This is a genomic window from Stomatobaculum sp. F0698, assembly GCF_030644385.1.
GTDB lineage: Bacteria > Bacillota > Clostridia > Lachnospirales > Lachnospiraceae > Moryella.
The window spans coordinates 452352-476643 of the sequence record NZ_CP130060.1 but is presented as its reverse complement, the minus strand read 5'-3'; the positions used below and the strand labels follow the sequence as shown (position 1 = coordinate 476643).

At 56.3% G+C, this 24292-nt stretch carries 27 protein-coding genes; 2 read left to right on the top strand and 25 right to left on the bottom strand.

Going from position 1 to position 24292, the window contains the following annotated elements; all coding sequences use genetic code 11:
• Positions 1-82: 82 nt before the first annotated feature.
• From clpX to QU660_RS02275, 5 genes are all read right to left on the bottom strand, one after another.
• Positions 83-1372, bottom strand: coding sequence for an ATP-dependent Clp protease ATP-binding subunit ClpX (gene clpX / locus QU660_RS02295; RefSeq protein ID WP_304946734.1), 1290 nt, complete (start codon positions 1370-1372; stop codon positions 83-85).
• Between the two features lie 26 nt (positions 1373-1398).
• Positions 1399-1980 (bottom strand): ATP-dependent Clp endopeptidase proteolytic subunit ClpP, encoded by a 582-nt coding sequence (gene clpP / locus QU660_RS02290; protein ID WP_304946733.1) that lies wholly within the window; start codon positions 1978-1980, stop codon positions 1399-1401.
• A gap of 17 nt (positions 1981-1997) precedes the next feature.
• On the bottom strand, positions 1998-3284 hold the full coding sequence (gene tig, locus QU660_RS02285; RefSeq protein WP_304946732.1) for a trigger factor: 1287 nt from the start codon (positions 3282-3284) through the stop codon (positions 1998-2000).
• A gap of 108 nt (positions 3285-3392) precedes the next feature.
• Positions 3393-4112, bottom strand: a complete 720-nt coding sequence (locus QU660_RS02280) for an esterase (protein ID WP_304946731.1) — start codon at positions 4110-4112, stop codon at positions 3393-3395.
• 5 nt (positions 4113-4117) lie between these two features.
• On the bottom strand, positions 4118-4462 hold the full coding sequence (locus QU660_RS02275; RefSeq protein ID WP_304946730.1) for a hypothetical protein: 345 nt from the start codon (positions 4460-4462) through the stop codon (positions 4118-4120).
• Between the two features lie 476 nt (positions 4463-4938).
• Between QU660_RS02275 and QU660_RS02270 the strand changes: the two genes are divergently transcribed.
• Positions 4939-5427 carry a CYTH domain-containing protein gene (locus QU660_RS02270; protein ID WP_304946729.1) on the top strand — a complete coding sequence of 163 codons (489 nt, stop codon included), beginning with the start codon at positions 4939-4941 and terminating at the stop codon, positions 5425-5427.
• Positions 5424-5771, top strand: a complete 348-nt coding sequence (locus QU660_RS02265) for a NusG domain II-containing protein (RefSeq protein ID WP_304946728.1) — start codon at positions 5424-5426, stop codon at positions 5769-5771. Before QU660_RS02270 ends, QU660_RS02265 begins: the two co-directional genes overlap by 4 nt.
• 88 nt (positions 5772-5859) lie before the next feature.
• On the opposite strand, the gene QU660_RS02260 is transcribed toward QU660_RS02265, so the two are convergent.
• The 20 genes from QU660_RS02260 to QU660_RS02165 all read right to left on the bottom strand — a co-directional run bounded on the left by QU660_RS02260 (position 5860) and on the right by QU660_RS02165 (position 24292).
• Positions 5860-6186, bottom strand: a complete 327-nt coding sequence (locus tag QU660_RS02260) for a hypothetical protein (RefSeq protein WP_304946727.1) — start codon at positions 6184-6186, stop codon at positions 5860-5862.
• 71 nt (positions 6187-6257) lie between these two features.
• Positions 6258-6758 (bottom strand): hypothetical protein, encoded by a 501-nt coding sequence (locus QU660_RS02255; RefSeq protein WP_304946726.1) that lies wholly within the window; start codon positions 6756-6758, stop codon positions 6258-6260.
• Positions 6759-6993: 235 nt separating this feature from the next.
• Positions 6994-7785 (bottom strand): RnfABCDGE type electron transport complex subunit B, encoded by a 792-nt coding sequence (locus QU660_RS02250; protein WP_304946725.1) that lies wholly within the window; start codon positions 7783-7785, stop codon positions 6994-6996.
• A gap of 14 nt (positions 7786-7799) precedes the next feature.
• Positions 7800-8378, bottom strand: a complete 579-nt coding sequence (locus tag QU660_RS02245) for an electron transport complex protein RnfA (RefSeq protein WP_304946724.1) — start codon at positions 8376-8378, stop codon at positions 7800-7802.
• Positions 8378-9133 (bottom strand): electron transport complex subunit RsxE, encoded by a 756-nt coding sequence (rsxE, locus tag QU660_RS02240; RefSeq protein WP_330693227.1) that lies wholly within the window; start codon positions 9131-9133, stop codon positions 8378-8380. Before rsxE ends, QU660_RS02245 begins: the two co-directional genes overlap by 1 nt.
• A gap of 29 nt (positions 9134-9162) precedes the next feature.
• The gene (locus QU660_RS02235; protein ID WP_304946722.1) at positions 9163-9795 is read right to left on the bottom strand and encodes an RnfABCDGE type electron transport complex subunit G; all 633 of its coding nucleotides are present in this window, start codon (positions 9793-9795) and stop codon (positions 9163-9165) included.
• Positions 9792-10757: an RnfABCDGE type electron transport complex subunit D gene (locus QU660_RS02230; RefSeq protein ID WP_304946721.1), complete on the bottom strand. Its 966-nt coding sequence runs from the start codon at positions 10755-10757 to the stop codon at positions 9792-9794. Before QU660_RS02230 ends, QU660_RS02235 begins: the two co-directional genes overlap by 4 nt.
• A gap of 3 nt (positions 10758-10760) precedes the next feature.
• A complete protein-coding gene (gene rsxC, locus QU660_RS02225; protein ID WP_304946720.1) occupies positions 10761-12125 on the bottom strand; it encodes an electron transport complex subunit RsxC in 1365 nt (454 codons plus the stop codon).
• A gap of 121 nt (positions 12126-12246) precedes the next feature.
• On the bottom strand, positions 12247-14019 hold the full coding sequence (gene argS / locus QU660_RS02220; RefSeq protein WP_304946719.1) for an arginine--tRNA ligase: 1773 nt from the start codon (positions 14017-14019) through the stop codon (positions 12247-12249).
• Between the two features lie 61 nt (positions 14020-14080).
• Positions 14081-14644 carry an elongation factor P gene (gene efp, locus QU660_RS02215; protein WP_304946718.1) on the bottom strand — a complete coding sequence of 188 codons (564 nt, stop codon included), beginning with the start codon at positions 14642-14644 and terminating at the stop codon, positions 14081-14083.
• Positions 14645-14733: 89 nt separating this feature from the next.
• Positions 14734-15600: a shikimate dehydrogenase gene (gene aroE, locus QU660_RS02210; RefSeq protein ID WP_304946717.1), complete on the bottom strand. Its 867-nt coding sequence runs from the start codon at positions 15598-15600 to the stop codon at positions 14734-14736.
• Positions 15593-16105 carry a YqeG family HAD IIIA-type phosphatase gene (locus QU660_RS02205; protein WP_304946716.1) on the bottom strand — a complete coding sequence of 171 codons (513 nt, stop codon included), beginning with the start codon at positions 16103-16105 and terminating at the stop codon, positions 15593-15595. Before QU660_RS02205 ends, aroE begins: the two co-directional genes overlap by 8 nt.
• Complete coding sequence (gene nrdR, locus QU660_RS02200) at positions 16102-16566, bottom strand: transcriptional regulator NrdR (RefSeq protein ID WP_304946715.1); 465 nt, start codon at positions 16564-16566, stop codon at positions 16102-16104. The genes QU660_RS02205 and nrdR overlap by 4 nt, the downstream gene beginning before the upstream one ends.
• Positions 16563-17546 carry a TAXI family TRAP transporter solute-binding subunit gene (locus QU660_RS02195; protein ID WP_304946714.1) on the bottom strand — a complete coding sequence of 328 codons (984 nt, stop codon included), beginning with the start codon at positions 17544-17546 and terminating at the stop codon, positions 16563-16565. The genes nrdR and QU660_RS02195 overlap by 4 nt, the downstream gene beginning before the upstream one ends.
• 186 nt (positions 17547-17732) lie before the next feature.
• Positions 17733-18983: a sodium/glutamate symporter gene (locus tag QU660_RS02190; protein ID WP_304946713.1), complete on the bottom strand. Its 1251-nt coding sequence runs from the start codon at positions 18981-18983 to the stop codon at positions 17733-17735.
• A 166-nt stretch (positions 18984-19149) separates the two neighbouring features.
• Positions 19150-19842 (bottom strand): response regulator, encoded by a 693-nt coding sequence (locus tag QU660_RS02185; protein ID WP_304946712.1) that lies wholly within the window; start codon positions 19840-19842, stop codon positions 19150-19152.
• Positions 19842-21470, bottom strand: a complete 1629-nt coding sequence (locus QU660_RS02180) for a sensor histidine kinase (protein ID WP_304946711.1) — start codon at positions 21468-21470, stop codon at positions 19842-19844. The genes QU660_RS02185 and QU660_RS02180 overlap by 1 nt, the downstream gene beginning before the upstream one ends.
• A gap of 219 nt (positions 21471-21689) precedes the next feature.
• Positions 21690-22472 (bottom strand): tryptophan synthase subunit alpha, encoded by a 783-nt coding sequence (gene trpA / locus QU660_RS02175; RefSeq protein ID WP_304946710.1) that lies wholly within the window; start codon positions 22470-22472, stop codon positions 21690-21692.
• Entirely contained in the window at positions 22465-23664 is a 1200-nt protein-coding gene (gene trpB / locus QU660_RS02170) for a tryptophan synthase subunit beta (RefSeq protein WP_304946709.1), read from the bottom strand. Before trpB ends, trpA begins: the two co-directional genes overlap by 8 nt.
• 4 nt (positions 23665-23668) lie before the next feature.
• Positions 23669-24292 carry a phosphoribosylanthranilate isomerase gene (locus QU660_RS02165; protein ID WP_304946708.1) on the bottom strand — a complete coding sequence of 208 codons (624 nt, stop codon included), beginning with the start codon at positions 24290-24292 and terminating at the stop codon, positions 23669-23671.

Below are 24292 nucleotides of genomic sequence, written 5' to 3'. Positions count from 1 at the left end.
TGCCGCAAATGACTCAAAAGGCGGGCATATGCCCGCCTTCCTGTCACGTGTCTCGTGTTCTTACGCTATTTCGTTGTACCGCTTAAGCAATCTCCCCCGGTCTCGAGGGTTTCTGCCGCTCGCGCTTTACGCTCGCTTCGCGGTGGACAATCTGAGGTCCTTCCTCCCGTTTTACCATCTCCTCGGTGACCGTGCAAATGCCCACGGTCTCGTCGGAGGGAATTTCGTACATCATATCCATCATGACGTCTTCGACAATGGCGCGAAGACCTCTGGCACCGGTCTTCCGCTCCAGCGCAAGACGGGCAATTTCGCGCACCGCACCCTCGGTGAACTCGAGCTTTACATTGTCGAGTTCAAAGAGCTTCTGGTACTGCTTCACCAGCGCATTCTTCGGCTGTGTCAAAATGCTGACCAGCGCTTCCTCGTCGAGCAGGTCTAAGGAAACCGTAATCGGCACGCGGCCGATGAACTCCGGAATCAAACCGTACTTCACGAGGTCCTGCGGCATCACCTGATGAAAGAGCTCGTCGATTTCTCTCGTGTTCTTTGCCATGACTTGGGAGTTAAAGCCCATGCCGCCGCTGCCGAGACGAGAGTCGACAATCTTCTCCAGGCCGTCAAACGCACCGCCGCAGATGAAGAGGATATTCGTCGTATCAATCTGAATGAGCTCCTGATGCGGGTGCTTTCTGCCGCCCTGCGGCGGGACCGAGGCAACCGTGCCCTCGAGTATTTTAAGGAGAGCCTGCTGCACACCTTCTCCGGAGACATCTCTGGTGATAGATACATTTTCGCTCTTTTTGGTGATTTTGTCAATTTCATCGATGTAAACAATGCCGTATTCGGCACGTTTCACATCTTCTCCCGCTGCCTGAATCAGTTTGAGCAGGATGTTCTCAACGTCCTCACCGACATAACCGGCCTCTGTGAGCGTGGTCGCATCCGCAATCGCAAAGGGCACATTCAGAATCTTTGCGAGCGTCTGCGCAATGTAGGTCTTACCCGAACCGGTCGGTCCGAGCATCAGAATATTGCTCTTCTGAATTTCGACCTCAGAGTCCGTATTGGACATGATGCGCTTATAGTGATTGTAGACCGCGACCGAGAGAACACGTTTCGCGCTCTCCTGGCCTATGACATAATCATCCAAAAAGGCCTTAATCTCCTTCGGGCGCAGCAGGTTGATGCCCTGCAATGCCCTCTCCGCAGACTCGTCCCGGTCAAACTCTTCGCTCAATATCTCATTGCAAAGTGCCACGCACTCGTCGCAAATGTAGACGCCGTTCGGGCCGGACAGAAGTTTCTTGACATGGTCCTCTGTCTTGCCGCAGAAAGAGCAGCGCACATGTTCGCCATTCTTATTGGGCATGCTTCTTCCCTTCTCTTTTATACGACTCAGTGATGCGCGATAACCGCGTCAATCAGGCCGTAGGCCTTTGCCTCTTCCGCCGTCATGTAGTTATCTCTCTCGGTGTCGCGCGCAATCACCTCGATGTCCTTGCCGGTGTTCGCGGCAAGAATCTCGTTTAACTTGCTGCGCGTCTTGAGGATCTGCTCCGCCGCAATGCGGATTTCCGTCTCCTGGCCGCGAGCACCGCCGGAAGGCTGATGAATCATAATCTCCGCGTTCGGGAGCGCATAGCGCTTGCCCTTCGTTCCGCCCGAAAGCAGGAACGCGCCCATGCTCGCCGCCATGCCGATGCAGATGGTCGAGACATCGCACTTCACATACTGCATGGTGTCGTAAATTGCCATACCCGCCGTAACACTGCCGCCGGGGCTGTTGATGTAGAGGTTGATGTCCTTATCCGGATCCTCGGACTCGAGGAAGAGGAGCTGCGCGACCACGAGGCCCGCGCTGACATCGTTGACATCCTCATCGAGGAAGATGATTCTGTCCTTTAAGAGGCGGGAAAAGATATCGTAACTCCGCTCGCCCCGGCCGGAATCTTCCACGACATAAGGTACTAAACTCATTTGATTTCTCCTGACATTCACTGAAGCTTTGCCTCTGCAACGAGGAAGTCGACCGCCTCCTGAATCTTAAGATCCATCGCGAGCTCTTCTCTCTGCTCGGCGCCGACATACTCCTTCATCTTCGCGGGCTCGATTTTGTAAGCAGCCGCCATCTTCTCGATTTCAGCGTCGATTGCCTCCTCGCTGACCGCAATGTTCTCTGCCTTCACAATCTCCTCAAGCACCAGTCTGGTCTTTAAGTTTCTCTCGGCCTGCGGGCGGAACTGCTCCTTCAGCTTCTCCACCGTCATGCCGGTGTACTGCATGTACTGCTCAAGCGGCAGGCCCTGAGACTGCATGCGACGCGCATAGTCGTCGAGCATCTGCTCGCACTGCATGTCGACCATCGGTGCCGGAAGCTCGATTTCTGCGTTCTCGACCACCTTCTCCACGACATTGTTCTCGTTCTGCGCAGCAGCTGCCTTCGCCTTTGCCTCTTCGAGCTGCTTCTTTAAGTCAGCCTTGTACTCGTCGAGGGTCTCAAACTGCGAAATTTCGCTTGCGAACTCATCGTTCAGCTCCGGAAGATCCTTTCTCTGGATCTCAAGCAGCTTGCAGGCAAAGACTGCCGGCTTGCCCGCGAGTTCCTTCGCATGGTACTCCTCCGGGAAGGTCACGTTGACATCGAAGCTGTCGCCGGTCTTGTGCCCCACAATCTGCTCCTCGAAGCCGTCGATGAAGCTGCCGCTACCAAGCACCAGCGGGTAGTTCTCGCCCTTGCCGCCGTCAAAGTGAACGCCGTCAATGCTGCCGTCAAAGTCAATCTTGACACTGTCGCCGGTCTCCGCCGCGCGGTCATCGACCGTCACGAGGCGCGCGTTCTTCTCGCGCTCCTTCTGCAGAGCCTCGTTGAGATCCTCCTCGGTCACCTCGGCATCTGCCTTCTTGACCTCAATGCCCTTGTAAGCGCCGAGCTTCACTTCCGGCTTGGTCGCAACCGTAGCCGTGTAGACCAGATCCTGATCCTTGCCAATCTCGGTCACATTGATCTCCGGGCGGGACACGATCGTGAGACCGCTCTCCTTCGAAGCCTCCGGATAGGTATCATTGATGCAGCTGTTCACAGCGCTCTCAAAGAAGACGCCCTGGCCGTAGTACTTCTCGATCACAGCCTGCGGGACATGGCCCTTCCGGAAACCCTGCACCTGATACTTCGACTTCTCGCGGTTGTACGCTGCGGTGATTGCCTTCTGAAAATCTTCCTTCGGCACGGTCACCGTGATCACTGCCATATTGTTTTCTTTCTGCTCTACCTTAAATGCCATCGGGGCTTCCTCCTAGATATCTGTTCTCTCTGAATTAGCATACTTCTTGCAAATGAGACGTATTCAGTAGAACAGTATAGCACAGAGCCCCCGTTGTAACAATGCTTTTCAAGCGCGGCGGGCAAGCATCTTCTCCGCGAGATAGAAGACGCGCGCCGTTCGTTTCGCATTCTCGTCAAAGTGGCCGCCGGGATTCCACTCTAATACCAGAGCACCGGGTTCCATAAGCTCCGAAAGTTCTTCATAGTACTGCCGCATCGCGCTTCCGCAGCTCGCCATCATTTCGTTTCTTGTTTTTTCCTCCTTGTCGCCGAGGCTTAACGAGACCGCTTCTACCCTCGGCTTACGGCCTCGCTGATACTTCATAAAACCTTGGAACCAAAGGGAGGGCGATGCCGCCGCAACCGCCTGAAACGCATCCGTCCGGTACGCCGCCCAGAGCGAGAAAAAGCCCGCGAGCGAGTAGCCGCCGAGTAACACCGGGCAATCCTCCGAGAGACCGAAGCGGCGTTGCAGTTCCGGGATTAAGGCGAGCAGCTTTTCCAAAAAAGCGGGTGCACCGTCGCCGAAGAGGGCACTGCCCGAAGGTTGGGGCGCTTCCCAGGGGGAGAGCTCCGAAGACCAGTCGTTTACACGGACCGCGATCAAAAGGCCGTGTCCGGGAAGCTGCCCCTTGTCCTCAAAGGCCGCGAGCAGCTTTGCTTCTTCTTCGATGCCCGAAAGGTCATGCTCATCCGCGGGTTGCAGTAGCAGATAGGAAGCCCCCGCTCTCCCGCAGGCCAGACATTCACGCTGTAAGAGCGTAAATTCTTCTCTCAAGAGTTCCATTTCGCTCACACCTCACCGGCTTCCCGGAGTATCTCCGCGCCCGCTTGGCAGGCATCGCAGATGCAGTAGTGTTCGCCGCCCGCCTTGGCAGCTTCGGCCGCCTTCCGGGTTGCTTCCGCGCCCTCCTTGCCAAAGACAGCCTCTCCCGCCGGGGAAGACGCAAAGGCAATGAGCCCGTCAATGTCCGTCACATCCTCCTTGAGTTCCTCTACCAGTGCCTTTCGCGCCGCTTCCTCCTCCGGGGTACCGACTGCCTCTAAATAACGCTCGCCCGCCTGCACCGCTTCTTTGCAGGCACTGGGTGCGTGCATCAGTTTCTCGACAACTTCCTTCGAAATACGCTCTGTCATGGTCTCATCCTTTCTAAACGGACACTCTGCGTCCGAACTATCGTTCTGTTTGTATTGTACTCTTTTTTGTACAAAAGTTCAAGTTCGGCGGCCGCGATTCCGCGCTTTGAGCGTTTCACTTCAACATTCAACAAGGAAGCTTGCCGGATAAAATTGCCATGGAAAAATAGACAGCGAACGCGTAAGATAGTACTGCCTACTTCATGACCGATCGACTGAACGGCGCATCGGATTCGCACTTGTCCTGTGACAGCCGCTTTCGCACGATTCACTCGACCGAACACCGAGCGAGACACAATCAGCGCAGTCCGCGTCAGAGAAGGGGCGGTTGGTACGTAACAGAAAGACGGTTTGGTGCGAAAACAAGAAAGCTGTTTTTTTCCAAAAGCAGTTGAGTCGGTTTTTACGAACCCGGGCAAGACGTTTTTTACGAAAACAGATAAGCCGTTTTTTACGGAAACGAGAGGTTATTTTGTATGGAACACACGGAACACATGGAAATAGAACGCAAATTTTTAATCGACGCACTGCCGGAAGCGCTGAACGACTTTCCGCATCAGGAGTATCTACAGGGCTATCTCTCGACTTCGCCGACCCTGCGTGTGCGGCGCGAGGGCGAGACCTATGTTCTCACCTATAAGGGCAGCGGCCTTATGAAGCGGACAGAGTATAATCTGCCGCTCACGGCGGAGAGCTTTACCCACCTTCTCGAAAAGTGTGACGGTCTCCGCATCGAGAAGACACGCTATCGAATTCCGCTCTTCGGCACAGAGCTCACCGCGGAACTCGATGTGTTTCACGGGGCGCTGTCGGGGCTTTGGCTCGTCGAAGTGGAGTTCCCCGACGAAGAGAGTGCGGCGCGCTTTTTGCCGCCCGCCTGGTTCGGTCCGGAGGTGACCCAAGATGCCCGCTACCAGAATTCGTCTCTTTCCCGCTTCGGGCTCCCCGGGGAGGAAAATACATGACAGACAAGCGAAAACGCGAACTGATTCTCATCGCCGTCCTCTGTGTCTTGGGACTGCTTTTGCTCCTTTGGCAGCGACTCGGAAGCAGCAAGCGCGGTATGCGCGTCATTGTCTCGCAGTACGGAACGGTGGTCGGCGACTATCCGCTTTCGAAAGACCGCGAAGATGTATTCCAAACCTCGGACGGCGGCGTAAATACCCTCATCATTCATAACGGCGAGGCCTGGATCAGCGAGGCCAACTGCCCCGACAAGGTCTGCGTGCACACCGGGCGCATCTCCCGCACCGGCGAAATCATTGCCTGCCTGCCGCACCGCCTGGTCGTGCAGATATCGGAACGCTAAAACACGCCTTGCAAGGCAAAAGAAGCGCCCTGTCCGCTACGGACAGGGCGCTTTCGCGTCCGCAAAATTTTGCCAAACCTCTGTGGCTTTACGGCAACAGCGAGAGTCTCTCTTTCTCGGGATTCCAGCCTGCAAATCGGGTTCTCCCGTCACTTGTCTCCACCAGAAGCGCTGTTTGATCCTCGAACACAAAGCAGAGCAGGTTTTTATTCGAGCGGTACTGCCGCCGCAGCGCATCCATGTTCACTCTGCCGAGATCTGCTTTCTTCATGCGATATAGCACCAGCTGCGGCGCTGGATTCTCATAGCCTTCAATCGGCATATCGCTGTAGAGCGGTGTCCCGAGATACGCGGCGCTGTCCTGTTCCTCCGTTCCGACATAGCTTTGATTCTTCCGGCTCTCATATTGCTTCATACCGATGCAACCGAGGAAAACACCTAACAGTAAAGAGCCAAGCAATATTATACGTGCACTACGATATCTCATCAGTCCAAAAATTGCGTGTCACCTTCTCCTTTTAAAAACCAGTTCCCGCTCTTCTTCTTTGATACAGAAATCCGAAGCTGCCTCTTTGGAACCTTCGAAAATGTCACTCCGCCATAAACATCATCTGTTTTTCCACGATAAGAAAACAATGCGCGCCCTGAAGCATCACGGATAGACACTGTATAGGTCATTCTTCCGCTGGCATCCGTCTCTCCTGTTAAATTGTCACGCAGATACGCATGAGTTTGTACTCTCCATTTTCTGTTTCGATTCGTGATGAGAGCCGTTTCGACATAATCATTGATATAAAACTCGAAGTACTCCACAGAGCGCTTCCCTCTTCTTACTTCCGTGTCCGGCTCACAAAACTCAGCATTGCCTATCGTTTCAACAACGATATTCTCACCGTCCACCTGAATAGTCCGGCTGGCTGCAAATACGCTTGTCGACATCAGCCATGCGGAAACAAGGACTCCTAAAGCAAACAGTACTTTTTTCATCCCAAACCTCTCAATTCTCTTGCTAAATCCCACATGTTGTGCAGCTGCAATGTAATTATATATCATATCAATCTGATATATGTTATGCTTTTGTAAATATTTTATAAATTTTCTCTAAACTTTTTTCTGGCCGTATTTTACAGAATTAAACAGCAAAAGAAGCGCCCTGTCCTTTATGGACAGAGCGCTTCTTTGATAGGTATGCGTTGCTGACTTTTCTTGTTGTCGCAGCGCTTTAGTTGATGACGCTGACCGGGCACTTTCTCGCGCAGGCGCCGCAGTTCACGCACTTGTCGTAGTCGATCTGCGCGACGTTTCCGTTCATGTGGATGGCGTCAAACTTACACTCCTTCACGCAGAGCGTGCAGCCGATGCAGCCCGCCTGGCAGACATCCTTGACCGCCTTGCCCTTCTCCTGCGACATACATCTCACGTGGTACTTTGCCTTGTAGGTCGTCATCTCGATGATGTGGCGCGGGCAAGCCTTCACGCAGAGACCGCAGGCCACGCACTTCTCCTTGTCGACCACGGCAATGCCGTCCACCACATGAATGGCATCGAATTCGCAGACCTTCACGCAGGAACCGCCGCCGAGGCAGCCGAACTCACAGCCGAGATCGCCGCCGCCGGGCATGACCGACATCTGGTTACAGTCGATCGGACCCACGTTCTTGGCGCGCTTAATCGCCTTGTCACAGGTACCGGAGCAACGGACCATTGCGACCTTCTTGACCGCCTCGCCCGCCTGGACACCCATGATGTCCGCAATCTTCTGTGCGACCGGCTTGCCGCCGACCGGACATTGGGTGACCGCCGCTTCGCCGATTGCAATCGCGTGCGCGCAGCCGTCACAGCCCGGAAAACCGCAGGCACCGCAGTTGTTGCCGGGCAGCGCCTCGCGGACCGCAAGTTCCTTCTCATCTACTTCTACTTTGAACTTCTCGCTTGCAACGCCGAGACCCATGCCGCAAATCAGTCCGACGATACCGACAATCGCAAACGAGACAATGATAATTGTATAATTCATCTCTCTCCCTCCGCTCAGCTGATCATGCCCGAGAAGCCGGTGAATGCGATTGCCATGAGTCCCGAAATAATCAATACGATGGGCAGGCCGCGGAAGTACTTCGGAATGTCGTTGCCCTCACATCTCTCGCGGATGCCCGCAAGGATGACAATGGCAATGGCATAGCCGGCTGCGGTGCCGACGCCCCATGCGAGACCCTCAATGAAATTGTACTCCTTCTGTACGTTGTCGAGTGCCACGCCGAGCACGGCGCAGTTCGTCGTAATCAGGGGGAGGTAAATACCGAGGGATGCGTGCATGGCGGGCATACTCTTCTTCATGAACATCTCGATGAACTGCACGAGGGACGCAATCAGAAGAATGAACACAATGGTCTGCAGATAGTCGATTTTAAGCGGCCGCAGCACGAACATGTAGACCAGCGAGGAAAGGATGGTCGCGAGGAATATCGTAAAGATAACCGCGCCGCCCATGCCGGCCGAGGTGTCCTTTTTCTTCGAGACACCGACGAAAGAGCAGAGTCCGAGGAATCTGGAGAGCACGACGTTGTTGACCAATGCGCCGCTCACCAGGAGCAATGCTATCTTTGACATCACTTCGCCTCCTCTTTCTTCTCCGCCGCTGCCGGGCTTTGTGCCTCAGCCGTTGCGGGTGCCGCTGCCTGAGTCGCAGCTGCCGCCTGTGTCACCGCCGCCGCCGGCTTTGCGACCGGCTTCACGACCTTGGTCTTCACCTCTTCGAGGGAGGGACCGTTGGTCTTCTTCCGACCGCGATTCTCATCCTGATAGTACTGCATTGCCGCTACGAGGAAGGCCATCACGAAGAAGGCTCCCGGGGGCAGAACGAAAATCGAAATGTGGTAGGCATCCGGGATCAGCTTGATGCCGAAAATCGAACCTGCGCCGATGAGTTCACGGAAGGAGCCGAGGAGCAGGAGCGCCAGAGTAAAGCCGAGTCCCATGCCGATGCCGTCAAAGAGCGCCGGAATCGGCTTCGCGCCAAGTGCGTATGCCTCCGCGCGGCCCAGGATGATACAGTTCACGACGATCAGCGGAATGTAAATGCCGAGTGCCGTGTAAATCGAGGGCGCAAAGCCCTGAATGAGAAGCTGCACGATGGTCACGAGGGACGCGACGACGACAATCTCCGCGGGAAGACGCACTCTTCCCGGAATCACGCCCGAGAGCGCGGAAATAATTAAGTTCGAAAACATCAAAACAACCAGAGACGAAAGTCCCATTCCGATTGCATTGACCGCGGAGGTCGTAACTGCAAAGGTGGGGCAAAGTCCCAGCGCCATAATGAAGACCGGATTTTCTGTGATGATACCGTTCTTCAGGCGTTCCATACATACTTTCACGGAATCTTTTCCCCCTCTCACTGTTTTAAGCCGTTGTTCACAAAGTAGAGCGCCGCGTTGACCGCGTTGGTCACCGCGCGGGAGGTGATGGTCGCACCGGAAATCGCGTTGATCTTGTTGTTGTCAAGTTCGCCGTCGCCGGCCTTGGTCACCTCAAACTTCTCGCCCTTCTTGCCGTTAAACTGCTTGTACCAGTCGGTGTCGCGTGCGTTCATGCCGAGACCCGCCGACTCCGAAATCGAGAGGAAGGCAATACCGTTCACGGTCTGACCGTCTGCCTGAATGCCGACCGAAATCGACACCAGTCCGCCGTAGCCGTCCTTCGAGCTCGCATTGATAATGTGGCCGACCACCTGACCGTTCGCATCGACCGCATTGACCACCTTGTCAATCAGGACATTGCCGAAGCCCTGCTCCGCGAGGGGAGCCGCGTTCGCCTCAATGAGTGCCGCCCCATCCGGATTCTCCTGAAAGTCAGCGGCATCCGGGAACACCTGCTTGTACGCCGCAATTGTCGTCGCATTCTGCGCCGCCTGAATCGGCTCATAGGTCACGGTATAGACGACGCCGAGCAGCAGTCCCGCGATCACCGTGATCAGCATGAGGCGCAGTGCATCGCTCACAAACGAAGTTTCTTTTGTCTTGCTCATGCTTTTTTTGCCCCCCTTCTGCCGAATGCCTTCGGAATGGTTGCGCTCTCAATGAGCGGCGAGAGCATGTTGCCGATGATAATCGAGTACGAGACGCCCTCCGCACCGGTACCGAAGATACGGAAGAGACCCGTGAGTATGCCGATAATCAGTGCGTAAATCATCTGCCCCTTCTTGGTGAGCGGGGTGGACGCGTAGTCGGTCGCCATGAAGAAGGCACCGAAAATCAGACCGCCGCCGAGCACCTGTGCGAGCACATAGTTTGCGTTGTGCTCGCCGAAGATGAAGACAAAGAGCGCGGTCGATGCAATGTAGATGACCGGAATCTCAAAGCTGATCACCTTTCTCCAGAGCAGGTAAGCCGCGCCAAAGAGCAGGGCAATTGCGGAGACCTCGCCGATGGTGCCCGGAATGTGACCCACAAAGAGCTGAAAGAGATTCACATCCGCGGTCGCCGGCGTGCCCGCCTTCATCGCGGTCTTCATAATCGCAAGCGGGGTTGCACCCGTCGTCGCGTCGAAGTTAATCGGCTTCGAGGTGAAGTTATTCATATACTTCGCGAGCGAAATCAGCAGGAAACATCTGCCGGCAAGCGCCGGGTTCATGAAGTTCTGGCCGAGGCCGCCGAACATCTGCTTTACAATCACAATCGCAAAGACAGCGCCGAGCGCCGGTATCCAGAGCGGAATCTCCGGCGGCATGTTGAGTGCCAGGATGAGACCCGTGACAACCGCGGAGAAGTCCGTAATCGTCACTTCTTTTTTCATGCCGCGCTGCCAGAGGTACTCGGAGAGCACCGCCGCAGCGACCGTGACCAAAATCACCCAGAGCGCGTGGAGACCGAACTGCACGACACCGTAAACTGCCGTCGGAATCATGGCAATGCAGACATCCAGCATGATCTCCCGCGTGGAAACGCGGTCTCTCACGTGCGGAGAGGCGGAAACATTCAATAAATTCATCGCTTACTTTGCCTCCTTTCCGCTCGCTGCCTTCTCTGCGGCAGCCTTTTGACGCCGCTCTTCGCCGATGCGGCGCTTCATCTGCTTGAACGCCTGGGTCAGCGGCCGTCTCGCGGGACAGATGTAGGAACAGCTGCCGCACTCAATGCACTCCATGCCGTAGAGCTTCTCATAGCCCTCGCTGTTTCCGGCCATGCAGGTCTGCATCATGAGCACCGGAACCAGAAACTCGGGACATACTTCACCGCAGCGTCCGCAGCGGATGCAGGGACTCTCGGGGTTCTTCTCGACCTCGTCCTCGAGGAAGCAGGTCAGCGAAGAGGAGTTCTTCGTGACCGGGACATCCGTGGTATACATGGCCTGGCCCATCATGGGACCGCCGGAGAGTATCTTCTTCGGCTCGCCGACAAAGCCGCCGGCCGCCTCAATGATGTCGTTGTAGTTCATGCCGGTTCTGACCTTGAAGTTCTGCGGTTCCTTCACGGCATCGCCGGTGACGGTAATCACGCGCTCCAAAATCGGGGTCTGCTTACAGACCGCATCGTAAATCGCCATGACCGTGTTCACATTGTCCACGACACAGCCCGCATCCGCCGGGAGCATGGAGGAGTTGATTTCTCTGCCGGTCACCGCATAAATCAGCGAGCGCTCGCCGCCCTGCGGGTACTTGGTTCTTAAGGGCTCCACCGTAATCTTCGGCTCGTCTTTCACAAGCGCGCGGAGCTTCTCGATGGCCTTCGGCTTGTTGTTCTCGATGCCGATCACAGCCTTCGCGTTCTCAAAGAGCTGCAGCATGACCTTGAGACCGCCGACCAGACGCTCCGGCTCCTCAATCATCATGCGGTAATCGCAGGTCAGATAGGGCTCGCACTCAGCGCCGTTTACAATGACATAGTCAATCTTTGACTCATCCTTCGGCGTGAGCTTTACGTTGGTCGGAAAGCCTGCGCCGCCGAGACCCACAATGCCGGCTTCGCGGACAATGTCCCGGATTTCCTGTTTGCTGAGCTTCGTTGCATCTCTGTCTTCTCCGAGTCCCTCGACCGCCGTATACAGACCGTCGTTCTCGAGCACAATCGAGATGCTCTTCGCGCCGCCTGCGGTGACGCGGGGCTCAATCTTCTTTACCTTGCCCGACACGGAGCTCACCACGACCGCCGAGATAAAACCGCCCGCCTCGGCGATTTTCTGCCCCACCAGCACCTCGTCCCCGACCTTGACGATTGCCTTTGCCGGAGCGCCGATGTGCTGCGAGACGGGATACACCATCTCGCCGGAAGTCGGTTTCAGCACAGTGACAGCTCTGTCCATTGAGAGTTCCTTGCCCTCAAACGGATGGACGCCGCCTCGAAAAGTTGCCAATCCCATCTGACTACCCTCTTTCTTTCGGATTCAGTTACTTCTGCGTTAATATTATAACATGCCGAAACCGTCAAATTAGAAAAAACCACGCAATGCGTGGTTTTTTTTTCGTACAAAGCATACATTTTCACATGCGTTCCGGCACTTCCATGCCGAGAACCGCGAGCGAAAGTTCAATCACACGCTCCGCGGTCGCAATCAGCGCGAGGTAGCCGCGCTTCTTTGCCTCATCCGACTCCTGCAGGATGCGAATCGCGTGGTAGAAGGAGTTGAAGTGATCCGCAAGTCCGTAGAGATACTGGCAGATGCGGTGCGGCGCAAGTTCTTTCCAGGCTCCGCGCATCACCTCCGGGTAGCGCGCGAGGTCAAGGAAGAGGGCCTTTTCGCTCTCGCTCTCCGCCGGGCGAAGGTCGGCCGGGCTCACGGGCGCGCCACCCTGCTCCGCGTATTTTTTGAGTATGGACTTGATGCGCACCGCCGTGTAGAGAATGTAGGGTCCGGTGTTGCCCTCAAAGGAGGCAAAGCGCTCCAGGTCGAAAACATAGTCCTTCGAGGCCTGGTTCGAGAGGTCCGCGTATTTCAGTGCGGCGAGCGCCACCTGCTCCGAAGTGCGCGCTGCCTCCTCCGCCGTGATCTCCGGATTCTCCGCGATGCGGGTAGAAACCGCCTCCCGAATCTCCCGAATCAGGGTCTCAAGACGCATCACGCCGCCCTCACGGGTCTTAAACGGCTTCCCGTCCTTGCCGTTCATCGTGCCGAAGCCTATGTAGATGAGCTCGTGCGCCGGGGGGACAATGCCCGCCTTCCGCGCAACGCGGAAGAACTGCGTGTAGTGGAGTTCCTGGCGCTTGTCCGCAATGTAAATATAGCAGTCCGGCGAGAGCGTCGCCTCGCGGTCGATTAAGGTTGCGAGGTCGCTGGTCGCATAGAGTGCCGCGCCGTCCGACTTCCGGACGATGCAGGGCGGGAGTTCCTTCTTGTCAGTCGGCTCCGCAATGTCGACGACCAGCGCACCCTCGGAAGCTCTCGCAATGCCCCGCGTCTCGAGGTCTTCGATAAGACCGGGAATCAGCGGCTGCGCATCGGACTCTCCCTTCCAGAGTTCAAACGAGACCGCAAGCGCATCGTAGTTTTTCTTTAAGTCTGCCTTGGAAACCGTGAGAATGTGCTTCCAGAGTGCGGTGAACCCGGGGTCGCCGCTCTGCAACTTTACGGTCGCCTGATGCGCAGCCTCGGCAAAGGCCTCATCTTCCTTGGAGCGCTTGCTTGCGGTTGGGTAAATCTCCTCGAGCTCGGCAATCGTAAACGGCGCTTCCGCGGGATAGCTGCCCGAAAACGCCTCGTCAAAGTACGGGAGCTCCGGCTTACGAAGGCGCAGCTCCTCGATAATGAGTCCCATCTGGAGACCCCAATCACCGAGGTGCACATCGCCTATCATCTCGTTTCCGAAGAAAGCGCCCATGCGCTTTAAGGCCTCGCCGATGATGGCGGAGCGGAGGTGTCCCACGTGGAGCGGCTTCGCGACATTTGCGCCGCCGTAGTCGACAACGATCTTTCGACTCTCATCGCGCGCCACGCCGCACTGCGCATCCTCCGCGAGCGCACGCACGTGTGCCGCCAGAGCAGCCGGACTTACACGGAGGTTAATGAAGCCTGGCGGCACGGCACCGACCTCCGCAAAGAGTTCTTCCCGCTTCAGTTCTTCCGCCACGGCCTCCGCAACCTCGAGCGGGCGCTTGCCCGCCTTTTTGGCAACCGCCATTGCACCGTTACACTGGTACTCGCAGAGGTCCGGACGGTTCGAGAGCTGCACCGAGGCCTGTGCGTCCGGATAGCCGGCCGCGGCAAAGGCGCGCGCCACACTCTCATTCATTGCTTCCAAAACAGTCTTTGTCGCCATGTTTACTCCTCAACGTGAAGAAAAGCAGCCCGACTTCGGGCTGCTCTTCGATTTCTGTGTCTTAGTTCTGTGCTCTGCCGAGATACTCGCCCGTGCGGGTGTCAATCTTGACGCGGTCGCCGATGCCGACAAAGAGCGGCACGGAAATCTGTGCGCCGGTCTCAACGATAGCCGGCTTCTGTGCGCCGGTAGCCGTGTTGCCCGCGAAGCCCGGCTCGGTCTCCGTGATCTCCAGCTCGACAAAGAGCGGCGGCTCGACCGAGAACACGTTGCCGTTGTAGGAGACAACCTTGACCATCTCGTTCTCCTTGACAAACTTGAGCGCATCGCCGATCAGCTCCTTGTTCAGAGAAATCTGATCGTAGGTCTCCGTGTTCATGAAGTTGAACATGTCGTCATCGGCATAGAGATACTGCATCTCGACGCGGTCGATGCGTGCGGTCGGGAATTTCTCCGTCGGACGGAAGGTGCGCTCAGTCACAGCTCCTGTCATCACGTTTTTGATCTTGGTGCGCACGAATGCTGCGCCCTTGCCCGGCTTCACGTGCTGGAATTCAATGATCTGATAGACCGCGTTGTCAATCTCAAGCGTGATGCCGTTTCTGAAATCACCTGCAGAAATCATAAAGTTAACCCTCCATCCGTTCGTTCCCAAATAGTCTACTGTATTCTACGCTAGGCAGATATTTTTCGCAAGCTTTTTTCTCTTACTTTCTAGGCGGGAAGCGCCTCTCGCACCAGTTTGAGCAGACTCTCCTCGTCCGCCGCGGTACAGGTTTTGCCCGTCCAGAGCGAAAATGCGTGAATACCCTGCGAAATCAGCATGGGCAGGCCGCCGACCGTAGGCTTTCCCGCCGCGCGCGCAAGCCGCAAGAATTCGGTTTCCGCAGGCGTGTACACAATATCCGCAGCCGCCGAGAGTTTCTCGTAGAAGCGCGGGTCCGCAATCACAGCTTCCTCTGCCTTGGGCCACATACCGACACTCGTGCACTGGATTGCGAGATAGTCATTGCCGGAAAGGCTCTCCCAGGCGTCGAGCCCTTCCGTAAGGACAGGCAGTTCCGGCGCCACGTTCCGCAGCGACTTAGCGAGCGCCTCCGCCCTCTCCTTATTCCGGTTCAGAATCACGAGCTCAGCCGCTCCCTTGAGCGCCGCGAGCACGGCCGCGCTCCGCGCGGCACCGCCCGCGCCGAGAACAAGAACCTTTGCGCCCCGAATCGAGAGCCCCTGCCGCAAAAGCATGCGCTCCATTCCCGCAATGTCCGTGTTGTGACCGACATACCCCTCTTCGCTCCGAACGAGGGTATTCACCGCGCCGATGAGCCGCGCCTCCTCGCTGAGACCGCTTAAGTAGGGGATGACCGCCTCCTTATAGGGTACGGTCACATTAAGTCCCGCAATGCCGAGTGCATGCGCCCCCTTTAGCGCCGCTTCCAGCGTCTCGGGGCGCTTCACCTCAAACGGCAAATAGACCGCGTTCTCCCCGCAGTATGCGGCGAGCGCGTTTTGAAAGCGCGGCGAGAGGCTGTGCCCGATGGGGTTTGCCAGCAGGCCGAACACCTTGGTCTTTGCGTCAATCATGCGCCTCTCCCCCCGCTTTTTTCCTCCGGTAGTACCAAAGGAAGGGGCGCTCCAAGAGGCGCTTTACGAGAATTTGAATCTCCTCCTTCGGCTCCATGGGTTTCACCAGGAGACTGTGCATGCCGGCGCGGTTGGCGCCCCAGATATCCGTGAAGAGCTGGTCGCCGATCGCTATGGTCTCTGCGGGTGCGGTTCCCATGCGCGCCATCGCGCGGCGGTACCCGTAGCGCCGCGGCTTCAGCGCGCGCTCCACATAGGGAAGATTCAGCGCCGTCGCAAAGGGCACAATCCGCGGTCCCTTATTGTTGGACACCAGACAGATGCGAAAGCCCGCTGTCTTTAAAGCGCGAATCAACGCGCGGCAACGCGCATCGACCGGCGCATCCGGCGGCACCAAGGTGTTGTCGATGTCAAAGATGATGCCGCGTATGCCGCGCTCCGTGAGGCTCTCGAAGGGAAAGTCATAGACCGAATTCACCTCATCCTCGGGAAAGAAGGCTCTCATGCCTGCTCCTTTTGCGTGATGAGCTTATTGATTTCCGACATGAAGGTGTTCACGTCCTCAAACTCCCGATACACCGAGGCAAAGCGCACATAGGCGACCGGATCCACCTGCTTTAACTGTTCCATGACCATTTCGCCGATCACGGTCGACGGAATTTCTCTCTCCTCCCGATTAAAGAGCGCGGTCTCTACCGCATCGGTCATCGCCGTAATCTGTGCCGAGCTGATGGGGCGCTTATGGCAGGAACTCACAATGCCCCGCTCAATCTTTGCGCGATCATAGGCCTCTCTCGAATCATCCTTCTTGATGATCATGAGCGGCATGGTCTCAGGCTTCTCATAGGTCGTGAAGCGCTTGCCGCAGCGCTCGCACTGGCGACGGCGGCGTATGGTCGCGTTCTCATCCGCCGGGCGGGAGTCAATGACGCGCGTATCCGGCGCATTGCAAAATGGGCATTTCATCTCTCTTTATCCTCCGTGAGACCTTGCTCTTGATAATAGCGCAGCGCGCCCGGATGCAGCGACAGGGGCAGGTCCTCAAGATAAAAAGACTTGTCCTCCGCGCCCGCAAAACTCGGGTTCGATGCGACGAGTTCCGGCAGCGACTCATATACATGTTTCGTCAACCGATAAACCAAATTTTCATCCATATCCGCGCGCACACAGAGCAGACATTTTACCCCGAAACTCGGGATATCCTCCTCCTGTCCGGGATAGCTGCCCTTCGGGATGACGGTCGGAAAATATTCCGCCTCTCCGGAGAGAATTTTATCGAGTTCCGCGCTTTCATAGCGAAGCAGAACGCTGTCCTTTGTCGAGGCCAATTTCTTGAGTCCCGGCGTCGGAACACCCGCGAGCGCATGTACCGCTTTTACCTCGCCCCGCTCCACCAGTTCCGCACCGTGACCGATGCCCGCGTAGTAATAGTTTCCCGTTTCGGGAAAACGGAGTTTTTCGAATACTCGCTCGGATGCATGCTCGGTTGCGGAGTTCTCGGGACCTATGGCAAGCGCGCTTCCCTTGAGTTCCGAAACGGTGGTGATACCGCTCTCCCGGAGCGCCATCCAGTGGCTGACACTCGGATAAATCGCGGCGATGACGCGGAGTTCTTCGCCGCCCGACTCCTCCTTCGCTTTGGCCGCGATATCCGCGGTGATCAGCGCCAAATCCACCTCGCCGGAGAGCAGGGCTCTCAGGTTCCCCGGAGAACCTGTGGAGGCCTTTAAGTTAAAACGAAGCCCCTCGTCCCGCGCCGTAATTGCCGCCGCAAGTTCCGAGCCGTTCGCGTACATGCTGCCGCCCGCATCCGCCGTTCCGACCGTGAGCCAGGTCGCCTTCGAAGCATTTCGTCCGTGCACGGCACAGGCGGAAAATAAACACAAAAAAACAAGGGAAAGCGCAATTGCTGCGCGCTTTTTCCTCGCGGCAAACCCTCTCCTCATTCTACAACTCCTCTCCGGTTTCTGAAATAAAAAGTCTCAGGAAACGCTGATGAAAAGTATGCGGAATCAGGTAGTGTGTGCTCAGCGTTCTACGATTATATCATTTGAATTTCTATGCTTCAAGTTTCGAATAAAAAAACACCCTGTCCACGGGGACAGGGTGTTCTGCAGAGTTTGATTTTTGATTTACTTTCCGAAGAAGCTTCCCATCAGAGAGAGGCAAATCGGGTTGTAAATATCGTCGATGATGACGGCGAAGGAGGGATAGAGCACCCATGCGATATCGTGGTAGCCGTACTGGTCCATAACCGCCTTCTCGTTTGCAACCGCGTTCGGTCCGGAGCCGCAACCCCAACCGCAGTTTCCTGCCGCCATGACCGCTGCGCCGTAGTCTCTTCCGAAGAGATTGAAGGAGATGAAGATTGCAAAGACAGCCATGAGAGCCGCCTGTGCAACGAGGATGATGCCCATCTGGCCCGCAACCGGCGCGAGCTTCGTGATGTCGATGGTCATCAGCACGAGCGCGAGGTAGAGCTCCAGGAACATGTGCTCGATTGCCTCGGTCTCCGGCACTCTCGTGTCAACGCCGAGCGCTTCCATCACGTTTCTGCCGATGGCACCCGCGAAGAGGCAGCCGATGAACTTCGGCATCTCAATCATCGGGATCGAGTCGAGGAGCATGTAAATCGGCATGCCGAGTGCCGCAAGGAGCAGGCAGGTCGCAAACGCGTAAATCATACGCGTGTTGTCGAGGGTCGGCTTCACACCGGTTCTCTGTGCCTCGGGCTTATCGTTCGGGTCGGACTTGAGGCCCTTGCTCGTGATGAGGTAAGCCGCAACCGGTCCGCCGATCAGGGAGCCCATGATGTTGCCGAGCGTACCCGCAGCGACACCGACCGTCGTCGCGTCCGCAGCGCCCATCTTCTCAAAGATCGGGCCGAAAGCGGAAGCCGTGCCGACACCGCCGGACATCGAAGCCGAGGAGCACTGAAGTGCGAGCAGCGGATTCATGCCGATCACATGCGCGAGCACCACGCCGAGCGCATTCTGAAGGGTAATCAGCAGACAAGCCGCAAACGCGATCATGATGCAGAGCTTGCCGCCTGCGTTCTTCAACATCTTTGCGCTGAAGCCGTAGCCCACGCAGAGGAAGAAGAGGTTCTGGCAGAGATCCTTCATGATCTTTGCGTCAAAGGTAAACTCCATGATGCCGGCACCCTTGATGCCCGAGATCACGAGGGAGAAAATGAGTCCCGAAACGACCGGTGCCGGGATTGCATACTTCTGCAGTGCCTTCGACTTCGAAACGATGAAGCGTCCGAGGAAGATGACGATGGCCGCAAAGCCGAGGGTCGTCAGATACTCGAACTGGAAGTTGGCAAGCTTGCCCGCCTCTGCTGCGGTGAACTTACCAAAGTACGCCATGAGTGTTTCCATAGTATTCTCCTTTCACTCATCGGAAACAGTAGCGTTCATAATTATAAAATTTTCATAAAAAGTATCAACCCTTTTTTGAGCAGGAAAAAAAGAGCGGACTCTCCTTCCGGAAAGTCCGCTCTTTTCCTGCTATTTCTCGGGCCGATAGCAGCGTCATCGGCATTTTTCACTGAAATTCCCTATACTGATACAGGATTCCGGGTCTACCGCCGGTCTGGTAATCGATGGTGCTCGTGAGCTCGCCGCGCTCCACAAGGAAGCTCACATAGCGACGCACCGTGATGCGGGAAAGACCGATCTGGGTCGCAATCGCCTCACTTGTGAAGCGCTGTCCGAGATGATTCCGAAGATATTCGCGCACCAGAGAGAGCGTCTGACGGTTCATGCCCTTCGGAAGCGGCTCGGAGTCCTGCAATCTCTCCGCGGCGCCGCGGGAGAGCATGCGGTCTATCTCCTCCTGACGCATACCGGTACCCGCATCCTGCAGCACTTCTCTTCTTCTGCGGAAACGCTCCAGGCCCTCGCGGAAACGGTCATACTCAAATGGCTTCACGAGATAATCGCTGATGCCGCGGGACAAGAGCTCCTGCACAATCTCCACGCTGTTCGCGGAGGTCACCATAATGACTTCCGGTCGCATACCGGTCTCGTGAAGCTTGTCCAGGAACTCATCTCCGTTCATACCGGGCGTATAGTAGTCCAGCACGACAAGATCGATTTCCTCGGTCTTAAACAGCTCCAGCGCCTCCACGCCGTTCTTACAGACGGCAACAACCGTAAAGTCTGCGGTTCTCTCGACATAACTTCGGTCAATGGATGCCACCATCGGGTCATCTTCTACAATCAATACTCGATACATCACTCTGCTCCTTTCCGGCGCTCTGCGCTCTGCAAAGCGGTCAGACTTACCGTGAAACAACTGCCCTCACCGGGCTCGGTCTCAACGGAAATTTCACCGCCGTACTTGTCCGCCACCTGTTTGACCAGGTAGAGACCCGTGCCATGATTCTTTCCCTTGGTACTGACCCCACGCTGAAAGATATGATCCAGGAGTTCGGCGTTCACGCCGCGACCGCTGTCCTCGCAACTGATCACGTTGACACCGGGCTTTGCGAAGATACCGAGACGTATTTCGCCGTTCTTCTCGCCGCTCTCCTTGAGCTCTTCGATGGCATTCTCCAGAAGGTTGCCGACCACGGTCACATACTCCCTGGGCTCCATCAGAAGATCCCGCTCCATCAGACTGCTGCCGGGCTCAAGGCTCAGCCGTATGCCGCTCTCCGCCGCGTGCATCATCTTCCCGATGACGAGCGCGCAGACCTCCGACACCCGAAGTGCGTTCGCCGTGTCCCGCACCGACTGACTGGAAACAAGATTAGAGTTTATGATAAACTCCTTAGCTCTGTCAATTTCTCCCGTCTGTAAATATCCGAGGATGATGTGCAGCTTATTTAGGAATTCATGATTAAAGGCGCGCAGCGTCTCCATCATATTATGTGCGCCGGAGAGTTCATCCGAGAGGCGCAGTGCCTCCGTTCTATCCTGCAATATGAGCAGCACTCCGCCGGGGCGCTTATCCGGCTGGTTCACCGGGAGCTCGCTGATTAAGAGCGTCTGATCTCCCTGTACATAGACCTGATTCATCACCGCGTTTCCCTCGCGCATCACCTCATCGAAATGCGTCTCGGGAAATACCTCTTTTAACGCTTTTCCGACCAAGCCGCGTTCCCGCCCCGCGAGCAAGGCCTGGGCAGGCTTATTGGCAAACAGAATTTTACCGTTTGGCCCGACCGAGACAATGCCCTCCGCAAGCGAATTGATCACGCCGTCCTGCCTTAAATACAGGCTGAGGAGCTCCGTCGGCTCATGGCCGAGCAAAGTGGAGCGCTGAAAGCGGAAAAACGCGCCGGTCAGCAAAATGCTGAGCAGCAGCATCGCGAGAAACATGGCGACATAGACCAGCATAATCTGCCGGCTCTGGCCCGTGATTTTAGAAACTGCAACCGAAACCATGACGAAACCTTCCGTCTCACCTTTCTCGTTTTTGATCCCGTGAAAGGCACAATGCAGTGGGCCTCCGGTTCCGTCTACGGTTGTGATGTAAGGCGCCGTCCCTTTCAGGATGCGCGCTTCGGAACCGTCTACGAACATATCGCCCGCCATATGACGACTTGTCTGATAGAAGCGCAAGCCCTTGCGGTCTGCAATCAGAATGGAGTCGATGCCCGAGACAAACTCGGTAATCGCCTCGAGCTGTTCGGTCACCTCTGCGTCCGGATATCCCGCATCGAGCATGTTGCGAACGCCGCGGAGTTCGGCGACGTAGACGGCGGCGTCGGAAATCTTGCGATCCAACGCCCTTCGCTCTCTGGCAATATCCATGGCAAGGGTAAACCCCAAACTGCAGAGAAGAATCACCGTGACCAAAACTGTCATGGTCAGGTAGAGGCGGTGTTCCATTTCGTATCTGCTGCCCTTTTCCCTCATTCTGTCCCACCTTCGCACTGTTTCTGCTGTTCGTTACTTCGAGTTCAGCTGGCAAGTCCCAAAGCCGGACGCAAGGCTTACAGGGTGCTAGTTTGTCATAAAATGCTGATAAATGCAAGTATTAGTTTCAATATTCTGTTTGAACTTACAATTCACCGACATTTTCAGTACTTTCCCTCTTTTTTTGTTCGTATATTTCCTTTTTATCACATCTGTCGTTTAAAAGAAAGTATTTGCGGCGCTTTTCATCTCGCGCACATACTGCCCGAGTGCCTTATCCGCCTGCTGTCCTTTTTCGCCGATGATGCGCATAATCGCAGAGCCCACAATCACGCCGTCCGCAATGGCCCCCATGCTCTTTGCCTGCTCCGGTGTCGAGATGCCGAAGCCGATGGCCGCCGGGAGTTCCGGGTTTGCCGCGCGCACCTCCGCAAGCATGGACTGTAAGTCTGTCTCGATTTCCCGCCGCTCTCCGGTCACGCCGAGCGAAGAGACCACATAGAGAAAGCCCTTTGCCTGCGCCGCAATTTCCCGGATGCGCGCCTTGGAAGTCGGCGCAATCATGGAGATATAGTCAATACCTCTGCTTTCAAAACTCGGCGCAAATTCGGTACTCTCCTCGAACGGAACATCCGGAATGATGATGCCGTCAATACCGACCTCCTCGGCCTTCGACGCAAACTTTTCAATCCCGTAAGAAAAGACAACATTTGCATAGGTCATAAAGACCAGCGGTGTCGTGAGTTCCGTTCTGAGTTCGCGCACCATTTGAAAAACACTGTCCGTCGTGACACCGCCCGAGAGCGCACGCAGATTCGCCGCCTGAATCACGGGGCCCTCCGCGGTCGGATCGGAAAAGGGAATGCCGAGCTCAATGAGGTCCGCACCGGCCGCGACCGCAGCCCGCACATTCCGCTTGGTACTCTCGAGATCCGGGTCGCCGCAGGTAATAAAAGGAATGAATGCCTTGCCGTTTTCAAATGCCTTACGAATGTTACTCATGGAGATCCTCCCCTCTGTAGCGCGCAATTGCCGCAACGTCCTTGTCGCCGCGCCCCGAAAGCGTGACCACAATAATCTGATTTTTGTCCATGGTCGGCGCGAGTTTCTTCGCATATGCGACCGCATGCGAACTCTCGATGGCCGGAATAATACCCTCGGTGCGGGAGAGATACTCGAACGCATCCACCGCCTCATCGTCCGTAATTGCCACATACTCGGCGCGCTTCACATCGTGGAGATAGGAGTGCTCCGGTCCCACACCAGGATAGTCGAGTCCCGCCGAGATCGAGTAGACCGGCGCAATCTGACCGTACTTGTCCTGGCAGAAATAGGACTTCATGCCGTGGAAAATGCCGACCGAGCCCACATTCAGGGTCGCCGCGGTCTCCTTGGTCTGAATGCCTCTGCCCGCCGCCTCGCAGCCGATTAAGCGCACCTCTTTGTCGTCAATAAAATGATAGAAGGAACCGATTGCGTTGCTGCCGCCGCCCACGCAGGCGATGACGGCATCCGGAAGTCTGCCTTCCTTCTTCAGAATATCCGCCTTAATTTCCTCGGAGATGACGGCCTGGAAGTCACGGACTATGGTCGGGAAGGGGTGGGGACCCACACTGGAGCCGAGGCAGTAGTGCGTGTCCTCGATACGCATGGTCCATGCGCGCATGGCCTCCGAGACCGCGTCCTTTAAAGTACGGGTTCCGCTCTTCACCGGAACAACTTCCGCGCCGAGCAGACGCATGCGGTACACATTGAGCGCCTGGCGCACCGTGTCCTCCTCGCCCATGTAAACGACACATTCCATATTTAAGAGCGCCGCGACCGTCGCGGTCGCCACACCGTGCTGCCCCGCACCGGTCTCCGCAATGAGGCGCTTCTTGCCCATGTACTTAGCGAGCAGGGCCTGGCCGAGCGCATTGTTGATCTTATGTGCGCCGGTGTGATTGAGGTCCTCTCTCTTTAAATAGATCTTTGCGCCGCCGAGGTCTTCGCTCATATGGCGCGCATAGTAGAGGCGGCTCGGTCTTCCCGCATACTCGTTCAGAAGTTCGCTGAGCTCGCGCTTAAATTCCGGGTCATCCTTATAACGCTTGTAAGCGGCCTCCAGCTCCTGCACCGCATTCATCAAAATCTCGGGTATGTACTGTCCGCCGTGAACACCGAAGTTCCCGGCTCTCTCTGTCTCATGTGCCATCTCTTCACCTCTCTGTTTCTCGGTCCGCTCTCCGGACCGCTTCCGCAAATGCTCTCATTTTCTCGGGGTCTTTTTGCCCCTCTGTCTCGAGGGCCGAACTCACATCGACCCCGAACGGTGCCAGCGTTTTGATCGCCGTAGCGACATGTTCACAATCCAGACCTCCCGCCAGCATGTAAGGACGGGCAAAGCCTGCGAGTAATTCCCAGGCAAAGCGCTCACCGCTCCCCTTCCCGCTGTCAAGGAGCAGAAGGTCCGCCCGGCTCTCCTTGGCCCGCGCCAATACTTCGGGCCCCGTGACCTGAAAAGCCCGCCACACGGGTTTTCCGCTCAAAGCTCTCACCCGCTCCAAACTTTCCCCGCTCTCATCGCCGTGCAACTGAATACAATCCAGCGGCACCAGCGCCGCAATCTCCGCAATCTCTTCCGGGCTTTGATCCACAAACACGCCGACCGCTCTGATGCGGGAATCGAGTGCGCCCCGCAGTTCTCTCGCGGTCTCCGGCGTGACAGCCCTTCTTGCGCCTACCGCAAAGACAAAGCCGATGTAGTCCGGAAGGAGTTCGTTCGCAACCCGGATATCCGCCTCTCTCCGCAGGCCGCAGAGCTTTATTTTCGTTCCGGCCAT